15 protein-coding genes are annotated in these 17,355 nt (G+C 59.3%); 6 read left to right on the plus strand and 9 right to left on the minus strand.

The window, feature by feature from the left end:
• Positions 1-13: 13 nt before the first annotated feature.
• Entirely contained in the window at positions 14-886 is an 873-nt protein-coding gene (locus RMQ97_RS13765; protein ID WP_413661471.1) for an alpha/beta fold hydrolase, read from the minus strand.
• A complete protein-coding gene (locus RMQ97_RS13770) occupies positions 886-2,277 on the minus strand; it encodes a spinster family MFS transporter (protein WP_413661472.1) in 1,392 nt (463 codons plus the stop codon). Before RMQ97_RS13770 ends, RMQ97_RS13765 begins: the two co-directional genes overlap by 1 nt.
• Positions 2,278-2,487: 210 nt before the next feature.
• Between RMQ97_RS13770 and RMQ97_RS13775 the strand changes: the two genes are divergently transcribed.
• On the plus strand, positions 2,488-4,194 hold the full coding sequence (locus RMQ97_RS13775; RefSeq protein ID WP_413661473.1) for a M28 family metallopeptidase: 1,707 nt from the start codon (positions 2,488-2,490) through the stop codon (positions 4,192-4,194).
• An 80-nt stretch (positions 4,195-4,274) separates the two neighbouring features.
• Here RMQ97_RS13775 and RMQ97_RS13780 read toward each other — a convergent pair whose 3' ends face one another.
• From RMQ97_RS13780 to RMQ97_RS13790, 3 genes are read right to left on the minus strand one after another with little or no spacing between them, the layout of a single operon-like run.
• Positions 4,275-4,907: a helix-turn-helix domain-containing protein gene (locus tag RMQ97_RS13780; protein ID WP_413661474.1), complete on the minus strand. Its 633-nt coding sequence runs from the start codon at positions 4,905-4,907 to the stop codon at positions 4,275-4,277.
• 33 nt (positions 4,908-4,940) lie between these two features.
• A complete protein-coding gene (locus RMQ97_RS13785) occupies positions 4,941-5,579 on the minus strand; it encodes a helix-turn-helix domain-containing protein (protein WP_413661475.1) in 639 nt (212 codons plus the stop codon).
• A gap of 3 nt (positions 5,580-5,582) precedes the next feature.
• Positions 5,583-6,227, minus strand: a complete 645-nt coding sequence (locus tag RMQ97_RS13790) for a helix-turn-helix domain-containing protein (RefSeq protein ID WP_413661476.1) — start codon at positions 6,225-6,227, stop codon at positions 5,583-5,585.
• A gap of 247 nt (positions 6,228-6,474) precedes the next feature.
• On the opposite strand from RMQ97_RS13790, the gene RMQ97_RS13795 reads away from it, so the two are divergent.
• Entirely contained in the window at positions 6,475-7,554 is a 1,080-nt protein-coding gene (locus RMQ97_RS13795) for a hypothetical protein (RefSeq protein WP_413661477.1), read from the plus strand.
• Positions 7,555-7,712: 158 nt separating this feature from the next.
• A complete protein-coding gene (locus RMQ97_RS13800) occupies positions 7,713-8,336 on the plus strand; it encodes a helix-turn-helix domain-containing protein (protein WP_413661478.1) in 624 nt (207 codons plus the stop codon).
• Here the strand turns inward: RMQ97_RS13800 and RMQ97_RS13805 are convergent.
• From RMQ97_RS13805 to RMQ97_RS13815, 3 genes are read right to left on the minus strand one after another with little or no spacing between them, the layout of a single operon-like run.
• Positions 8,333-9,385, minus strand: coding sequence for a 2-oxoacid:ferredoxin oxidoreductase subunit beta (locus tag RMQ97_RS13805; RefSeq protein WP_413661479.1), 1,053 nt, complete (start codon positions 9,383-9,385; stop codon positions 8,333-8,335). The two genes, RMQ97_RS13800 and RMQ97_RS13805, sit on opposite strands and share 4 nt — an antisense overlap.
• Positions 9,382-11,217, minus strand: coding sequence for a 2-oxoacid:acceptor oxidoreductase subunit alpha (locus RMQ97_RS13810; RefSeq protein ID WP_413661480.1), 1,836 nt, complete (start codon positions 11,215-11,217; stop codon positions 9,382-9,384). Before RMQ97_RS13810 ends, RMQ97_RS13805 begins: the two co-directional genes overlap by 4 nt.
• Positions 11,214-13,010: an FAD-dependent oxidoreductase gene (locus RMQ97_RS13815; protein ID WP_413661481.1), complete on the minus strand. Its 1,797-nt coding sequence runs from the start codon at positions 13,008-13,010 to the stop codon at positions 11,214-11,216. The genes RMQ97_RS13810 and RMQ97_RS13815 overlap by 4 nt, the downstream gene beginning before the upstream one ends.
• Positions 13,011-13,353: 343 nt before the next feature.
• Between RMQ97_RS13815 and RMQ97_RS13820 the strand changes: the two genes are divergently transcribed.
• Positions 13,354-14,610: a glutamate-5-semialdehyde dehydrogenase gene (locus RMQ97_RS13820; RefSeq protein WP_413661482.1), complete on the plus strand. Its 1,257-nt coding sequence runs from the start codon at positions 13,354-13,356 to the stop codon at positions 14,608-14,610.
• Positions 14,611-14,645: 35 nt separating this feature from the next.
• On the opposite strand, the gene gcvA is transcribed toward RMQ97_RS13820, so the two are convergent.
• Positions 14,646-15,578, minus strand: a complete 933-nt coding sequence (gene gcvA, locus RMQ97_RS13825) for a transcriptional regulator GcvA (protein WP_413661483.1) — start codon at positions 15,576-15,578, stop codon at positions 14,646-14,648.
• 109 nt (positions 15,579-15,687) lie between these two features.
• Here gcvA and cysG point away from each other — a divergent pair, with 109 nt between their 5' ends.
• Entirely contained in the window at positions 15,688-17,085 is a 1,398-nt protein-coding gene (cysG, locus tag RMQ97_RS13830; protein ID WP_413661484.1) for a siroheme synthase CysG, read from the plus strand.
• Complete coding sequence (locus RMQ97_RS13835; RefSeq protein ID WP_413661485.1) at positions 17,082-17,354, plus strand: DUF2849 domain-containing protein; 273 nt, start codon at positions 17,082-17,084, stop codon at positions 17,352-17,354. Before cysG ends, RMQ97_RS13835 begins: the two co-directional genes overlap by 4 nt.
• The last annotated feature ends 1 nt before the right edge of the window (position 17,355 follow it).

A 17,355-nucleotide genomic window follows, 5' to 3' on the forward strand; every position in this document is an offset into this window, starting at 1 on the left:
GTCCGGACCGGGACTAGTCGACCGCGGCCAGCAGCGATTCAATCGCAGACCAGGCCTCCGGTTCGTCAAGCATGGGCGCATGCCCCACATCCGGCACTTCGGCATAACGAAGATCCGGCTTGCGTGCCTTCATCTCTTCAACGGTTTGCGGTGTGACCAGATCGGTTATGCCGCCGCGCACCAGGAGCGTTGGCGTATCCTTGAGCGCCTCATAAAAGGGCCAGAGATCGGGGACCGGTGCCCCGTCCTCGCCCAGGTGATCAATAATCGCCGCGTCATAGGCCAGGTGAAGCTTGCCGTCCTCCCCCTCACGCCAGAGACGCTTGGCAAACGCGATCCAGTAATCCTGGTCGTGTTCGCGCTTGGGAAAGGCGGCCAGATTGGACGCCTTGGAGCGTTCCGCCGCCTCCTCCCAGCTGTCGACCGGGGCACGATGGGTCAGATTGGCCTTGATGCGACCAATCCCGTCGGGATGCAGGACCGGGCCGATATCATTCAGCACCACTGCTGCCAGCCGCTCAGGCTGTTCATGGGCGATCCCCATGGTCATCAGACCGCCCATCGACGTGCCAACAAACACCAGGCGATCCAGACCCAGATGGTCCAGAAGCAGCACCATATCGACCGCATAGGTCATCGGATTATAGCGCTCAGGCTGGGGGTCATAATCTGACAGACCGCGTCCGCGCTGGGACGCCGAGATCACCCGACGCCCCATCTTAGCGATCCGCGGCGCGATATCCTCGAAATCCTTCACATTGCGCGTCAGACCATGCAGGCAGATGACCGGCAAACCCTGGACCTCGCCCACCGGGTCGTAATCCCGATAGTGAATGCGAAGTCCGTCGGCATTAGTGAAGTAATGATCGCGATATCCGTTGGGCATCAGGCCGGGTCTTTCTGTTCAGTCGTCTCGCCCTGAGCGGCGGGTGCGGCTTCACCCTCTTCCCAGTCCTTGTGAAGGATACGGGACGCGAAAATGAGCAGGCCCGCCGAGACGAGATAGAAGCTGGCGCCCCACATAATAGAGTAGCGCAGGGATTCGTCGCCATATTGAGACGACAGTGCATCGGAAAGGCCACCCAAAATCACATCCCCGGCGCCGATACCGATGAGATTATTGATCAGCAGGAAAATGGCCGAGGCTGTTGCCCGCATATTGGGCTTCACAATGTGCTGGAAGGCCGCCAGGACCGGACCCAGCCAGGCAAGCGACAAAGCGGTCGGGATGATCATCACGAAGAAGACCAGGAAAATACTGTCCGACAGGGTGGCGATCAACAGGAAGGGGGCTGTCGCGAGAAAGGCCAGGCCGGGGATAAGGGCGTAGGCCCCCTTGGACCGCTTGCCCATGCTGTCAGCCAGGTATCCACCCATGAAAATGCCGATCAGCCCGCCGATCAGGACGACTGTGCCGTAGAAATAGGCCGCATAGAGCAGGGTCGGCGCGCCGGACGGCAGCAGGAATTCCGGTGCCCAGAAAAAGAAATCCGGAAGCACATCGGCATAGGAGCGCACCAGAAGCGCGGGGATCCATGCAAACAGGCCGTAGCCCATCATCGAGGAGGAGGCAGCACCAATAGAGAGCAGCCAGAAGGAGGGTTTGTTCAGCAAGACCCGGAGAACTTCGCCTACGCTGGCGGGCTCGGGTGCAGGGCCGGCATCATACGCACCGCGTACCGGCTCTTTGACGGAGAGTTTGAACAAGGGCGCCAGGACCAGTCCAAGTGCGCCGACGATCAAAAAGGCCGCGCGCCAGTCCAGCACCGTTGCGATAACGCCGCCAAAGACAATCCCCACAGCCGATCCGATCGGGATACCGAAGGAATAGATTGCAAGCGCTCGCGCCCGTTGTTCCGGCGGGAAATAGTCCGATACGATGGAATAGGCCGGCGCCACGCCGCCTGCTTCTCCAACCCCGACACCCATCCGTGCGAGGAAGAGCTGGACCGGCGTGGTGATGAGGCCGCAGACCATCGTCATGAAGGACCAGGCCGAGAGGGCGATGGTCATGATCCAGACACGACTTTTCCGGTCAGCCAGCCAGGCGATGGGCACACCGAGTGTGGAGTAGAGCAAGGCAAATGACAGACCGCGCATCAGGCCCATCATCGTGTCCGAGACCCCCAATTCCTCCTGGATCGGAACCGCGAGAATGCCAATGATCTGACGATCAATGAAATTGAACGTATAGACCACGATCAACATGAACAGGACCCAGGCGCGATAGCCGGACGAGCTGTCAGCAGCCGCTGCAGGCACTTTACTCTCGGACATAGTCTCTCCCCTTGATACAGGCCGCCCCGTCTTGCTCGCGAGGCAGTCCTGGATTCCGGCAAACATGAACCACCATTCAGGTATGGTCAAACCCCCTTGTGCGGCTTGACGCTATTATTCCGCCTGAACGGTCCGCCTTGCGCTTTCACGCGGTCAATGCAGGATGGTCGATGTCGGCTAACACCGACTATGGGGAAGACGGAGAATAAAATGAAACGCTTTTCGCTCACCGCCCTTCTGGGCAGTGTCGCGCTGGCGGCATGCAGCGTTGCGAAAGACGCTGCCTCGCCCAGCGAAACCGAGACCACAGAACAGACCGCACCCACACCTGCGGACACACTGACTTCTGGCGAAATTACCGAAGCGGATCTTCGACTGCGCGTATCCACACTCGCAAGCGATGATTTCCTCGGACGGGCCCCCGCCACTCGTGGCGGCGAGATGGCTTCGGAATGGATCGCCGAAGAAATGCAACGGATCGGCCTGGAGCCCGGATATGGAGACAGCTATTTCCAGCCGGTCTCACTGCTGGAAGTGACACTGGACACAGACGCGTCCCGTTTCGAGATCTTTGATGACGGCGCTCCGATGGGTGTGCAGTTTCTTGAAGATGTCGTCTACTGGACCAAGCGCAATGAGGAACGTGTCGAGATCGCCGACAGCGAACTGGTGTTTGTCGGCTATGGCGTGGTCGCCCCCGAATACGGTTGGGATGACTATGCCAGCGTCGACGTGACGGGCAAAACCGTGGTCATGCTGGTCAATGATCCCGGTTATGCCAATCCGGGCAGCGGTTTATTCAATGGCAATGCCATGACCTATTACGGTCGCTGGACCTATAAGTATGAAGAAGCGGCCCGTCAGGGTGCGGCCGGCGTCATACTCATCCACCAGACAGCCCCGGCCTCCTATGGCTGGCAGGTGGTCAGCAATTCCTGGACGGGAGCCCAACTCCATCTGGCGCGCGAGCCGGGCGAAGGCCGCTTTGCCGGCGTGGAAAGCTGGGTTTCCGAGGACATGGCGCGTCGCCTGTTCGAAGCCTCCGACCTCGACTTTGATGCCCTCACCGAGGCCGCCGCGCTGGCAGGCTTTGAAGCTGTTCCCATGACCGGTCTCACCGCAAGCGCCGACATCCGCTCCTTTTCACGCACCAAAGACAGCCGCAATGTCGTCGGCATCGTGCCCGGTTCAACGGCACCGGACGAATATGTGCTCTACACGGGCCACTGGGATCATCTCGGCTTTCGCCTCACCACCGGCGACGAGGATGGCATCTATAATGGCGCCGTCGACAACGCCACCGGAACGGCCGCTATTCTGGAGGTTGGTGAAGCTTTTCTGGCCAATCCGCCCGAACGTTCGGTCATGATTCTCGCAGTGACGGCTGAAGAATCCGGTCTCCTGGGCTCGGCCTACTATGCCGAAAATCCGATCATCCCGTTCAACCAGACGGTGGCCGGTATCAATATCGACGCCATGCTACCGATCGGCCGCACGCGCGATGTTGTCGTGGTGGGCCATGGTGCGTCCGAGCTGGAAGACATTCTGACCGAGGAAGCCGCCGCACAGGACCGGTATATCGTGCCGGATCTCAATCCTGAAGCCGGGTATTTCTATCGCTCCGACCACATCTCACTGGCCAAGAAGGGCGTACCGATGCTCTACGCCGATGGTGGCTTTGACCACCGCGAAAACGGTTCGGAGTTCGGCGCATCGATTGCCGAGGAGTTTCGGGCCAACCGGTATCACGGCGAGGCAGATGAATACTCCCGGGACTGGGACATGACCGGCATGACGGAAGACACCCAGCTTCTCTACAATGTCGGCGCCCGCATCGCGAACTCAAGCGATTGGCCCAACTGGTATGAGGGCAATGAATTCAGAGCCCTGCGTGACGAACAGCTCGCTGGAAACTAATCGCGACAATGCACACGATCTTCAAGGGCGGGCGCTTCGGCACCCGCCTTTTTCGTTTCGGTCTTGCGCGAGATGCAGGCTTAGAAAGATTTGCGGTAGATGAATTTCCGCCCGCGCTCTTCAAGTCGCAGGGCATATTCCGCTTCGCTGACCACAACACCGGAGTGCACGCAATATGTGGTCCGGGTCTGCTCGATCCGCGGCCAGTGAATAAAATCAACAAGCAATGTCTTCAGACCCGACGCGGAGTTCACCTCCATCGTGCCCAGGCTTTGCGCAAACACGATCTCGTTGCGAAACAAGCCATGTTCACGCAACTGATCCATTGCTTCGACAAATTCCCCACCGATGACCTGGGCCGATGAACGCCCCTCATATTGGCCACGCGTCAGGCCGAGCATGTCGGTCGCGCCGCGCGACAGGGCTTTGAACAAGCCGCGACTGTCCGTGACGAATTCACAGGCGGGATTTAGCGAAACAAGGTCGATCCAGGTCGGGGCCGGTGCGATCACGAAGGCATCGCGGACCAGTTCGCCCAGACGCCGCTTCACACGCTCGGGCGGTTCTGATTCACCATTTTCCCAACGTGAAACCATGGCCTGGGTCACACCCAGATCCTCGGCCAGTGCGGCTTGCTTGAGGCGCTTCGACATCCGGAAATTCCGGATGACTGACGGCCAATTCACTTTACTCGAAGACTCGGAAAAGTTCATGTCAACGGTCAAGGTCTGTCCCCCCTTGTGCCGTTATATTGATTGAATAATTCGGCAATGACCAGCCAGTTCTGACAACAAAATCTGTTGTTCGCCTTCAGAAACAACCGCAGCGTTTGCAATCCACTTATACGTACCGTCCAAATCACGTCTGGGTATGTGTAGTGCATGTATCCGCTGCTTCACCGGCTCTTGCCCTTGTGGACGGAAATCCATCTGCCCGGTCGTTTCAACAGCCTCGATTTGGCCTTTAAAAAAACCCATACCCACGAGGTGCAGCCTCAGCGCCTCGGCTTCACGCCCGAACAGGTCACTGACCCGCAGGCCTTCAAACTGAACGCGATCCAGACCTGTTTCCCGTAGAAGCCCTTCGCTGACCGTTTCCACGTGTCCATCCTGAGCGATGATGGCGACCATTTCAGGGGACCGGGCCTGCATGTCACGCCACCCCGTCATGGGCACGGCATTGGACTGGGGATTGATCAGCGCCAGGATGCGCTTCTGCATCGAAGGTCCGGGACAGGCCGCCCCGGATTCCCAGCGCGACACCATGGCCTGCGTCACATTCAGATCCTCTGCCAGCGAGGTCTGTTTCAGATTGTGCGTGAGACGGTATCGACGAATGATCGTTGACCAAGGCTGACCCGAAGCATGCAGGTGGCGTGTATTCATGAGTTACAACGCCTTACGGATCATCGTCATGCCACCCAGACGCGCCCGGAGCGCGGTGCACGCATCGCGTGAGATCACCGCCAGCGACGCCAGCAGATAGATATCCTGATCCGACATGAAAACCGGGCGGTAAAGGCCGTGCGAATGGACAGGTCGGGCGTCTTCACCCGGCTCAGCCAGCTGAAGCCGCGCTGCGCTTTCAGCGAACACCACCCGGCCTTCGAAAAATCCTGCCCTGCACAAGTCATCGAACACCATGGCCAGATCGCCCGAGAACACAGACATGACGGACTCGCCGATCAAGGCGCTTTCCGGTCGACCGATCAGACGTTCGGTGCCCCGGCTCACGGCCAGAAATCGGCCTTCCGGATCAAAGACAGCCACAGCCGCCGGATGCCGTCGCAATTGAATGCGCCAGGTGTCCCGCGAAACGGCATAATTGGTTTCCCAGAAACGATCGAACAGCTTGGCCTGGATGCGCGCACTGGGATCGGCCAAACCAGCCTCCCACCGCGATACCATGGTCTGGGTCACACCCAGCTCATCGGCCAAAGCGGCCTGTTTAAAGCCCTTCGAGACACGATAATGACGCACCAGCGAGGGCCAGTGAATGCGCGTGTCGCGTGTCGATTGGACGTCCGTGCTCATGACCTCACAGTATTGAAGCATCAGGGAACCTTACGCCGCTTCCCCCTTCCGGGGCATGGCGGTCATAAAATATAACCCAGATTGATGGATTTGACAAAAGTATCGGCGGCATCTGGCGCTGGAACTCGTCGCCAAAGGGACAAAACTTTGAAGATTTGGTGACATTCTCAGTATCTGAAGACAAGGAGATTGATCACCTGGCCAAGCCGTGAAAACGTCCGCGCGATTTTGACTCGGGGAGTGTCCGATGGACCAGTTAGTAGCTTGGCACGTGTTTGCCTTTGTGGGCTTCATGCTCGCGGCCTATTCAATCGTTGCCAATGACGCCATTCAGACGTTGGGTACCTTCCTCAGCTCGAATGCCAAACGTCCGTGGTGGGTCCTTTGGATCTATGCCTGCTCCATCATCGTGATCGTGATGGTGTACGGCTTCTACAGCAGCGGCGGCGATATCGCCTTCGGTCGCCTCAACCGTCTGCCCTTCCCTGAGACCGGCATTCAGTGGTGGCATGCCATCCCGCCCATCTTCCTACTTGTCCTGACGCGCTACGGCATCCCGGTTTCGACCACCTTCCTCGTGCTGACCATCTTCGCCCTGTCAGGTGGCGACAGCACGGACGGCGTCTTCTCCAAAATGCTGACCAAGTCGGCGATGGGTTATGTGGTTGCGATCGCCGCCTCTGCGGTCGTCTACATTGTTGTATCGCGCTTCTATGAGCGCTGGATTGCCAACACGAAGGACAAGCCACTCAACCCACTCTGGTATGTGCTGCAGTGGGCGTCCACGGCATTCCTGTGGTCACAGTGGCTGATCCAGGACCTGGCCAATATCTTCGTCTTCCTGCCGCGCGAGACCATGATCGGCGCCGATGGCGAGGTCACCGTCATCTTCTCGGTTGGTCTTCTGATTTTTGCCACGCTGGTGATGCTCGCCCTGCACGCCTTCATCTTCGCGACCCGCGGTGGTGAAATCCAGAAGATCGTTCTGACCAAAACCAATACGACGGATGTGCGCGCCGCCACGCTGATCGACTTCATCTACGGCCTGATCCTCTACTACTTCAAGGAGCTCAACGATGTGCCGATGAGCACAACCTGGGTCTTCCTCGGCATGCTCGCTGGTCGTGAAATCGCCGTGGCTTATGTCGGTGGCCTACGGCCTGGTCTGGCAGCGCTCTGGGATGTGATCACCGATGTCATCCGCGCCTTTATCGGCCTGCTCATCAGTGTCTTCCTTGCCGTGCTCCTGCCGGCCTTTGCCAAGGGAGAATTGGGTGAGCTCGCCAGCAATCCGGGCGGGTATCTGGGCAGCATGTTCGGCTTCTAGATCTGCTTGACTGCGAATGTTTGAAAGCCCCGCCACGACTGGCGGGGCTTTTTTGTTACACCTGCAAATTGCGCCATCTGCAGGAGGTAATAATCTTATGCGTGATTTTCCCGTCTTATGAAGCGAGGTTCAAGTTTGACGCTCTGAAACCCTTGGTGGTGAGTCTTTCGCCCGCTGAGACAAACAAGATCATGAACTGGGCCAAAACCGTCCGAACACTCCGCCTGAGGCTCAAGCTGAACCAGGAAGCCTTTGCAGCGCTCATCGGCGTCAGCCAGACCTATGTCTCGCGGGTCGAGTCCGGATATGTCACGCCCAAACAGAGCCAAGCCGACGCCATTCTCAAACTCAAGGACAATCCGCGTACACGCAGCGTGTTCGATGATTTTGTATCCACAATCCATCACTCGCCCTATCCGTGCTGTTTAGTGGAAACAGCCGGGCCGGACGGATTTCAGATTGTCGCTCTGAGCCCGCCCCTGCGTCTGGGGGGACATGGCCCCGCTCTCGTTCACGGTGAAAACCAGCCGGGCCTGGGCCTTTGCAAACACCTACAGGCTTTGCAGCGAGAAGGATTTTTCGAGGGACAGCTCTCGCTGGCCACGGCCCGTATCCACTGTGACCAGCGCCATCGCAGCTGGTCTGTCCAGTACACCCCCATACGCGATGAGATCGGTCAGTGGTATGCGCACGCGATCTTCCATGACTGCGCTCATCAAGAAGACGAACCGGCCGAAACCTTCGACCGGTTCGAGTTTCGACGCTTTGGACGTCCGGACTAGCGGTATCGCGCCATCAGTTTGGGCAAGGCGGCCGAGCCCGGGCATAACTCATCATGAGGCACACGATTAAGCGGGCGTTCCGGCAATCCGTTGGTTGCATGCATGTCGGGAAGACTGTCATCAAGATAGAGAAGCCCCGTCGGAATTTCATCGACCTGTGAACTCTCAAAGAGTGTGTTGAGGGCCTGACCGCGATCACGCGGATCATAATCATCATCCACCTTGCGAAAACGAACCTGCCCACCGTCATGGAGCGTCACGTCAATAACGCCCGTTTGCGCATACTCGCCCTCGATCGCCTCCGCCTCGGCAACAAAATCAGTGTGCACGAGAGGATGATAATACTTGTAGGTATGGGCGTAGCTCTTGGTGGACCCGGCATGATCATTGAAGGTCACGCACGGGGAAATGATATCGATCAGGGCAAATCCCTTATGGCGCAACCCCGCCTTGATCAGCGGAACCAACTGCGCCTTGTCACCGGAAAAACTCCGCGCCACAAAACCCGCACCCAGAGTCAGGGCCTGAACACACGGATCGATCGGCGTTTGATCGTGGGGAATGCCCTTCTTCGATTTCGAACCGCGATCGGCAGAGGCGGAAAACTGCCCCTTGGTCAGGCCATACACGCCATTATTCTCGATCACGTACAACATGTTGAGATTGCGACGAATAGCGTGCGCGAACTGGCCAAAACCGATGGATAGGGAGTCTCCATCACCGGAGATCCCGATATAGTGCAGGTCACCGTTCACGGCATTGGCCCCGGTCGCCACAGACGGCATGCGTCCGTGCACGGTGTTGATACCGTGCGATTGCCCCATGAAATAGGCCGTGGTCTTGGAAGAACATCCGATACCCGACACTTTGGCAGCGCTTTCAGGCGGTAAATCCAGCTCCCAGAAGGCCTGCACGAGCGCCGCCGTCACACTGTCATGACCACAGCCGGCACACAGCGTGGACATCACGCCCTCATAGTCACGGACCGTCAGGTCCAGACCATTGCGGGGCAGGTGTTTGTCGATGAGCGGTTTGGGCATGGATGTCATGAGGAAGCCTCCTTCGACGCACGATGGGCGTGTATGCCCTCCACCACAAAGGCGGGATTGGCCGCCATTCCGGCATAATCGAGAACAGAAATGAGCTGGGCTTTTTCAGCGCGCGTTTCATTGATCAGCAAGGTCCGCAGCTGAGCATCGCGATTTTGCTCCACCACATAGACGGTGTCATGGGCCTCAATGAAGGCATCGACCTCCGCACAGAACGGGAAACCGCGCACTCGCAGATAGTCCAGATGGATACCCTCGCCCGCCAGACGGTCGAGCGCTTCTCGCACGGCTCCGTCACAGCCCCCCAGCGAGATAATGGCTGCTTCAGCCGGCTGCTCCGACTGGATGATGACCGGTCCGGGGACAGCATCGGCAGCGCTTTCCCATTTGCGCGTCAGCCGGTCGAGCACCTCCTTGTATTCGGCGCTGTCCTCGGTATATCCGCCCTTCCAGTTATGACCGGAACCACGGGTGAAATACGCCCCTTTGGGATGTTCTCCGGGCAGGGTTCGATAGGGAATGGCATCGCCATCGCGATCCTCATAACGATAGAACCGCTCGATGGTTTCCAGCTCCTCGGCATTGAGAACCTTGCCACGGTCGGGGACATAGCTGTCATCCCAGTCCAGCTCCGGCACCATCCAGTCATTCATGCCGATATCCAGATCCGTCATGAAAAAGACCGGGGTCTGGAATCGTTCCGCCAGGTCAAAACTGGCTACGGCCATTTCGAAACATTCCTTGGGATCGGCCGGAAAGACACAGATGTGCTTGGTATCACCATGGCTGGCATAGGCCGCCAGCAGCAGATCGCATTGCTGTGTCCGGGTCGGCAGACCCGTTGATGGCCCGGCGCGCTGTACATCAAACAACACGCACGGCACTTCGCCGTAATAGGCAAAACCGATGAACTCGCTCATCAGCGAAATGCCGGGCCCCGATGTCGGCGTGAAGGCACGCGCTCCATTCCATCCCGCACCGATCACCATGCCGATCGAGGCCAGCTCATCCTCGGCCTGGATAATGCAGAAATTCTTCTTGCCCGTTTGCGCGTCCACCCGCAGTTTTTCGCAGAAGGCCTTGTAGCCATCCATCAAAGAGGTGGAGGGTGTAATAGGATACCAGGCGCCAAACGTTGCACCTGCATACACACAGCCCAGGGCAGCGGCCGTATTGCCATCGATCATGACATGACCGGCGGTCCCGTCCATCGCCTCGACTTTCAGCGGCAAGGGCTCACCAAATTCCTCCCGGACATAGGTGAGACCCAGTTCGATGGCCTTCATATTGGCATCGATCAGGTGCGCTTTGGTACCGAACATCTCCTCGACCAGCCCCCGGATGACGGCAATATCGAGACCTGTCAGACCTGCTACCGCGCCCACATACGCCATGTTCTTCATCAGGACGCGGGTGCGGGCATTATCGAATTCGGCATTGCACAACCGCGCCAACGGCACACCAATGGCTGTGACATCCGGACGCTCATGCAGATCCGGGCGCGGCCAGGTGCTGTCATAGAGCAGATATCCGCCGGGTGAGACATCCGCGAGATCCTTTGCATAGGTCTCGGCATTCATAGCGACCAGAAGATCCACCTCGCCGGAACGGGCCATATAGCCGTCCTTGGTCAGGCGGATCTCGTACCAGGTGGGCAAGCCCTGGATGTTTGACGGGAACAGGTTTTTTCCGACCACAGGCACGCCCATGCGGAAAATGGATTTCATCAGCAGGCCGTTGGCACTGGCCGAACCCGTACCGTTCACATTGCCGATCTTGATGACGAAATCGTTCACGCGCACGTCCCGCGCGGTCTCAACGAGGTCCTTCATTCCGCGGCCACTCCCTTTACCTCGTCATCCACGTGCGGGATGAAAATATCCGAATCCTGCATATCCCACGCGGCGGTCGGACACCGTTCGGCACAGAGCCCGCAATGCACACACAGGTTTTCGTCCTTGATCATCACTCGGCCCGTGTCCTTGAGCGGTTCAGACACATAGAGCGCTTGATCCTGATTGGCGGCCGGGGCTTTCAATCGCGTTCTCAGATCCGGTTCTTCACCGTTTGCGGTAATAGTCAGACAATCGACCGGACAGATATCGATGCAGGCGTCACATTCCTTGCAGAGCGGCGCCGCGAAGACTGTCTGGACATCGCAGTTCAAACAGCGCTGCACCTCGGTGACGATCTGTTCAGCGCTGAAGCCCAGCTCGACCTCGGTTGAAAGCGTCTTGAACCGCTCCTCCAGTTCAACCGCCGGCATGGCCCGGCGCAGGGCGCCTTCATAGCTGTTGGAGTACATCCACTCATTCATGCCCATCTTGGCCGAATTGAGATTGACCCCGCGCGGCAGACGCTCATGCAAGGCCTCGCCTTCGCAATGCTTGTGAATGGAAATCGCCGCCTGGTGTCCATGCTCAACGGCCCAGATGATGTTTTTCGGACCGAAAGCGCTATCACCTCCGAAGAATACGCCGTCTCGCGTGGATTGGTGGGTCGCCTCGTCGACGATCGGCACGCCCCATTTGTCGAATTCAATACCCAGATCCCGCTCGATCCAGGGAAAGGCGTTTTCCTGCCCGATGGCCAGGATCACATCGTCGCACGGGATGATCGTGGACCCAGTGATCCGCTGATTGGTGATCCGGCCAGCCTCGTCGAAATCATACTCCATGACTTCGAATTCCATGCCGGTCAGACGACCGTTCTCCACCACAAAGCGTTTGGGCGAATGGTTGACGATGATCTCCACCGTCTCCTCTTCCGCATCCTCCAGCTCCCAAGGCGACGCCTTGAAGAACTCACGCGGCTTGCGGGCCATGACTTTCACGGTGTCCGCACCCAGGCGTTTCGAGGTTCGACAACAATCCATCGCGGTATTGCCAACACCAATGATCAAAACCCGTTTTCCGATCGAATCGATATGGTCGAACGCCACGCTTTCCAGCCAGTCGATCCCGATATGGATATTGTCACGGGCCTCGTCCCGCCCCTCGATCTGCAAATCCTTGCCCTTGGGGGCTCCGGACCCAACAAAAACAGCGTCATATCCCTCGCCAAGCAGGGATTTGAGGCTTTCGATCCGGTGATTGGTCTTGAGCTCCACACCCATATCCAGGATGTAGTCGATCTCCTCGTCCAGCACGCTTTCGGGCAGGCGGAAGGCCGGAATATTCGAGATCATCAACCCGCCCGGTCGATGCATGGCCTCAAAAATCGTGCATTCATATCCCAGAGGCGCCAGATCATTGGCGACCGTCAGGGAGGCCGGGCCCGCTCCGATCAAGGCAATCCTGCGCCCATTGCTCTGCTCGGGCCGGGTGGGCAGGCGGTCGCGGATGTCGTCGCGATGATCCGCCGCTACACGCTTGAGGCGGCAGATCGCAACCGGCTCTTCTTCCACCCGCCCGCGTCGACAGGCAGGCTCGCAAGGCCGGTCACACACCCGCCCCAAGATACCTGGAAACACATTGGATCGACGATTGACCATATAGGCGTCGGAGAACCGACCCTGGGCAATCAGCCGTATATATTCAGGCACCGGCGTGTGGGCCGGGCAGGCCCATTGGCAATCGACCACTTTGTGAAAATAGTCGGGATCCTGGACGTCTGTGGGCTTCATTCCTTCCCCTCCCCGGTTGACCAATCAGGTCAGGCGCGATCATTTTCGCCGCGCTTTTTCAGACATCTACTCGAACGCCCCCTGACCTATGGGTCAAGCAAAAGCCAACTTCCTCACGCAATAATGTTTGCGAGTGAGACCCATTCACCGCACGAAAACTGGGGTTGGCAATCGGCTGCCGGCTTTAGCGCAAACATCGAAAAATCCTTTCACCCTGCAGACATGCATAACGATATCCACACCGGTGGAAGGGCTGGTCGATAGCGGTAAAACCGTTACTCTCACAGATACATCGTGTCTCAAGACCGCTTGAAAACCCCGTTCCGTGAAAGTCCGCAATCCCATGTCCGACCCGATCCAGACCCATATCGAGACCCTGGGCCAGCACGCCCGGGCCGCCAGTCGCGCCCTTGCATCGGCAAGCACTCAGGACAAGAACGCCGCGCTCGCCGCCGCAGCCACGGCTCTGCGCGCAGCGACACCGGACATTCTAGAGGCCAATGCCGATGACATGAAACGGGCGCGCGACATGGGGGTGAGTGACGCCTTTCTCGACCGCCTGTTCCTCGATCAGGCGCGGGTCGAGGCCATGGCCGCGGCGATGGAAGCGATTATCGACCTGCCTGATCCGGTCGGACGCCAACTTGCCCATTTCGACAGACCCAATGGTCTGAAGATCGACCGGGTATCGGTGCCTCTGGGGGTTATCGGCATGATCTATGAGTCACGCCCCAATGTCGGCGCTGATGCAGGGGCTTTGTGCATCAAATCGGGCAATGCGGTCATCCTGCGCGGTGGGTCCGACAGTGCCCGCTCGAGCGCTGTCATCGTCTCAGCCCTCCAGGACGGGTTGAAACAGGCCGGCCTTCCCGCTCACGCGATCCAACGGGTGGAGATGACCGATCGCGAGGCCGTTCGCCAGTTATTGCGGTGCACTGAGTATGTCGATCTGGTGATCCCGCGGGGCGGCAAGGGCCTGGTCTCGCTCGTCCGCGACCAGGCGCTCGTTCCGACGCTGCTCCACCTTGATGGCAATTGCCACACCTACATCCATGCGGCCGCCCGCCCTGAAATGGCTGTCGAAGTGGTGCGCAATGCCAAGCTGAGGCGCACCGGCATTTGCGGCGCCACGGAGAGCCTGGTGATCGATGCCCCTCTGGCGACGGAGCTCTTGCCTCACCTCGTCAACGCACTGGAAGACTGCGAAATCGTGGGCGATGAGCTCGCATGTGCCGCCGATGCCCGGATCCGGCCTGCGACACCACAAGACTGGTCAACGGAATATCTCGACCGCAAGCTTTCCGTGAAAGTCGTCGAGGATCTGGATGACGCCCTGGATTTCATCAATCGCCATTCATCCGGTCATACCGACGCGATCTTGACCGAAGATGACGCGGCAGCCGCCCGTTTCCTGACGGGTATCGATTCTGCGGTGGTGATGCACAATACCTCGACCCAGTTTTCCGATGGCGGCGAGTTCGGCATGGGCGCCGAGATCGGCATCGCAACCGGCAAGATGCATGCGCGCGGACCGGTCGGCCTCGAACAGCTCAACACCTTCAAATATGTAGTGCGCGGTCAGGGTCAGGTCCGGCCCTAGATCGGGTCAATATTGATCCGGCAAAACGGGTCCGGCTATAATTCGTCAATCGCGTCCTCGTGCTGGCTCACCTCCTCCTGGAGCCAGTCAATGAACGCCTGACCGTCGGCGTCCACCGGACGATTGCGCGCAGTCACGATATAGTAGGATGACCGGACCGGGCTTGCGCCGTCCGGAAAGATCGACACCAGTCGACCCGCCGCCAGGTCATTCTGCGCCAGCGCACGTTTGGCCAGGGCGATACCGCGGCCCGCAACGGCCGCATCAATCACCAGAGCCGACTGGTTGAAGCGAACACCACCACTCATATCAATGGGTTTGATCCGGCGCGCCCGAAACCAGGCCGTCCAGTCCGCCCCGTCCACATCACTTTCCGGTGACGCGTCGTGAAGCAGGGTGTGATGCGCCAGATCCCGGGGGGTTCGAAGCGGGGTCGCCCCCTGCAAGAGGGCCGGCGCACAGACCGGCAAAACCTCCTCAGCCAGAAGCTGGATTTCATGCAGCGCGGCATCACCGCCCGGCCCATATCGAATACCCAGATCGGCCGCCCCGCCTGACAAGTCGGCGCGCTCCTGGTCTGCCGAAATCCAGACCTCGATCCCCGGTTGTTTTTCCTGGAATTTATAGAGGCGGGGCGCGAGCCATTTCCCGGCAAAGGAGGGGGCAACAGACACCGTCAATTGCCTGCGCTGCAAGGGCTGGCGCATAAGGCTAACCGCGCGTTCAAGACTGGCAAATGCGTCCGTGGTGACGGTGGCCGCCGCGCGTCCCGCATCGGTCACAACCAGCCCCCGCCCCTGACGCGAAAACAGCGGCACACCCACATGATCTTCCAGTGTGCGGATCTGCTGACTGACCGCACCCGGCGTGACCGACAACTCCGCAGCCGCAGCACTGATACTGCCCAGGCGAGCGGTGGCCTCAAAGGCCCTGAGCGCATTCAGAGGGGGCAGGCGGGAGAGCGCCATTTTAGTTTTCCTAATTAATAAGACCAGTATTACTCGTTTGAATTCACCACATCCAATAGAAATATTCAAATCGTCGCGCCACAGGGGCGCCTGAATGGATCTAGAGACGATGCGTGTTTTTCCTGCCTCAATTCCGTTGGACGGACGGACCATCATCCTTGCCGGCAGCGGTTTCATGGCGGATGCCAAGGCACGCCTGTTCGTCAATTCGCCGGCCCGGTTAAAGTGGTTCACCGGCCGCAATGCGGATCCTGTCCCCCATGATCTCGCCCAGGTCGCGGAGGTGTATGACCGTGAGCCGACACGGTCGGACCTGCGTGGCGCGACACTTGTTTTCATTGCCGGCGGTGAACCGCGCTTCATCGATCGCTTGGCCCGACGCGCCCGGCGTCGTGGCGCCCTTGTGAATGTGGTCGACAGCCCGGCTGAGTCCGATTTCCAAGTGCCTGCCATTGTGGATCGCGACGAGATTGTCGTCTCTGTCGCTTCAGGCGGCTCTGCGCCGGTCCTATCCGTCGATATCCGCTCCGCCGTTGAACAGGTCCTGCCTGCCAATGTCGGCATTCTCGCCGGTTTGGCACGGGAACTGCGCGGCACTGTCAAATCCGTTCTCGACAAGTTTGACGATCGCCGCGCCTTCTGGGAACGCGCTCTGCGCGGTGAGGCCCGGGATGCAGCCCTGCGCGGAGATCGCGCCGCGGCGCGTCGCCTGATGCTCAAGACTCTCAACGAGGTACAGCCGGAAAAGACCGGCATCGTCCACCTTGTTGGAGCGGGGCCTGGTGATCCGGATCTGCTGACCCTGAAAGCGGCGCGTCTCCTGCGTGAGGCTGATGTCATCGTGCATGACCGTCTGGTCAGCGAGGGCGTGCTCAACATGGCCCGACGCGATGCCCTGCGCATTGATGTGGGCAAAACCAAGGGACACCATCCTGTTCCCCAGGAAGAGATTGGCGACATCCTCGTTCGCGAGGCTCGCAAGGGCCAGCGCGTAGTGCGTATCAAGGGCGGCGACCCCTTTATTTTCGGACGCGGCGGTGAAGAACTGGACGTGGTCCGGGCCGCAGGCATCGACGCGGAAGTGACTCCAGGCATTTCGGCGGCGCTGGCGTGCGCGGCGTCTGCCCAGGTTCCTCTGACTCACCGCGATCATGCCCAGACGGTCACCTTCGCTTCAGGCGTTGTGAAATCCGGCGGACCCGACGCAGATTATGAAACGCTCGCCGCTCCGAACGCCACCAGCGTTTTCTACATGGGTGTCGGCGCAGCCCCCCAAATCGAGGCCAAGATGCTGGCTGCCGGCCGGGCAGGCGCGACACCGGTCATGCTGGTTGAAAACGGTACACACGACAATGAACGACGCATTCTCACCCGTCTCGACTCGCTGGCGGACACGGTAGTCCGCGAGCGCGTGCACGGGCCGAGCATCATCATGATCGGCGAAACCGCAGCCCTGGGCCAGGTGACGGCCGCTGCACAGACCGAGCTGCAGGAGACTTACGCATGAAGGCGATCACCGCCAACCGGCTGACCGATGGCCAGGTCATCTACCGCACCGCAGACGGGGAATGGTCCCCGGAAATTGACGCGGCTGAACGTCTGGACGGTGAAGACGCGCAAACGCGTCTGACGCTGGCCGAGACCGAACACGCCATCGCTGTAGGCCCCTATCTGATTGACCTGGCCGATGATCAGCCCGGGGGCCAGAAGTGGCGCCGGGAAACCATCCGGCTGACCGGCCCCAGCGCCGGCACAACCCGCCAGACGGGAGTTTGAG

The sequence above is a fragment of the Maricaulis sp. D1M11 genome, from assembly GCF_047308265.1.
Classification (GTDB): Bacteria; Pseudomonadota; Alphaproteobacteria; order Caulobacterales; family Maricaulaceae; genus Maricaulis.

Bases quoted from the DNA above. Each gene is read 5' to 3' on its own strand.
- RMQ97_RS13815 (WP_413661481.1), bottom strand. From the start codon at position 13,010: ATGAAGCCCACAGACGTCCAGGATCCCGACTATTTTCACAAAGTGGTC.
- RMQ97_RS13780 (WP_413661474.1), bottom strand. From the start codon at position 4,907: ATGAACTTTTCCGAGTCTTCGAGTAAAGTGAATTGGCCGTCAGTCATC.
- RMQ97_RS13820 (WP_413661482.1), top strand. From the start codon at position 13,354: ATGTCCGACCCGATCCAGACCCATATCGAGACCCTGGGCCAGCACGCC.
- RMQ97_RS13805 (WP_413661479.1), bottom strand. From the start codon at position 9,385: ATGACATCCATGCCCAAACCGCTCATCGACAAACACCTGCCCCGCAAT.
- gcvA (WP_413661483.1), bottom strand. From the start codon at position 15,578: ATGGCGCTCTCCCGCCTGCCCCCTCTGAATGCGCTCAGGGCCTTTGAG.
- RMQ97_RS13790 (WP_413661476.1), bottom strand. From the start codon at position 6,227: ATGAGCACGGACGTCCAATCGACACGCGACACGCGCATTCACTGGCCC.
- RMQ97_RS13770 (WP_413661472.1), bottom strand. From the start codon at position 2,277: ATGTCCGAGAGTAAAGTGCCTGCAGCGGCTGCTGACAGCTCGTCCGGC.
- cysG (WP_413661484.1), top strand. From the start codon at position 15,688: ATGCGTGTTTTTCCTGCCTCAATTCCGTTGGACGGACGGACCATCATC.
- RMQ97_RS13765 (WP_413661471.1), bottom strand. From the start codon at position 886: ATGCCCAACGGATATCGCGATCATTACTTCACTAATGCCGACGGACTT.
- RMQ97_RS13810 (WP_413661480.1), bottom strand. From the start codon at position 11,217: ATGAAGGACCTCGTTGAGACCGCGCGGGACGTGCGCGTGAACGATTTC.
- RMQ97_RS13835 (WP_413661485.1), top strand. From the start codon at position 17,082: ATGAAGGCGATCACCGCCAACCGGCTGACCGATGGCCAGGTCATCTAC.
- RMQ97_RS13785 (WP_413661475.1), bottom strand. From the start codon at position 5,579: ATGAATACACGCCACCTGCATGCTTCGGGTCAGCCTTGGTCAACGATC.
- RMQ97_RS13775 (WP_413661473.1), top strand. From the start codon at position 2,488: ATGAAACGCTTTTCGCTCACCGCCCTTCTGGGCAGTGTCGCGCTGGCG.
- RMQ97_RS13795 (WP_413661477.1), top strand. From the start codon at position 6,475: ATGGACCAGTTAGTAGCTTGGCACGTGTTTGCCTTTGTGGGCTTCATG.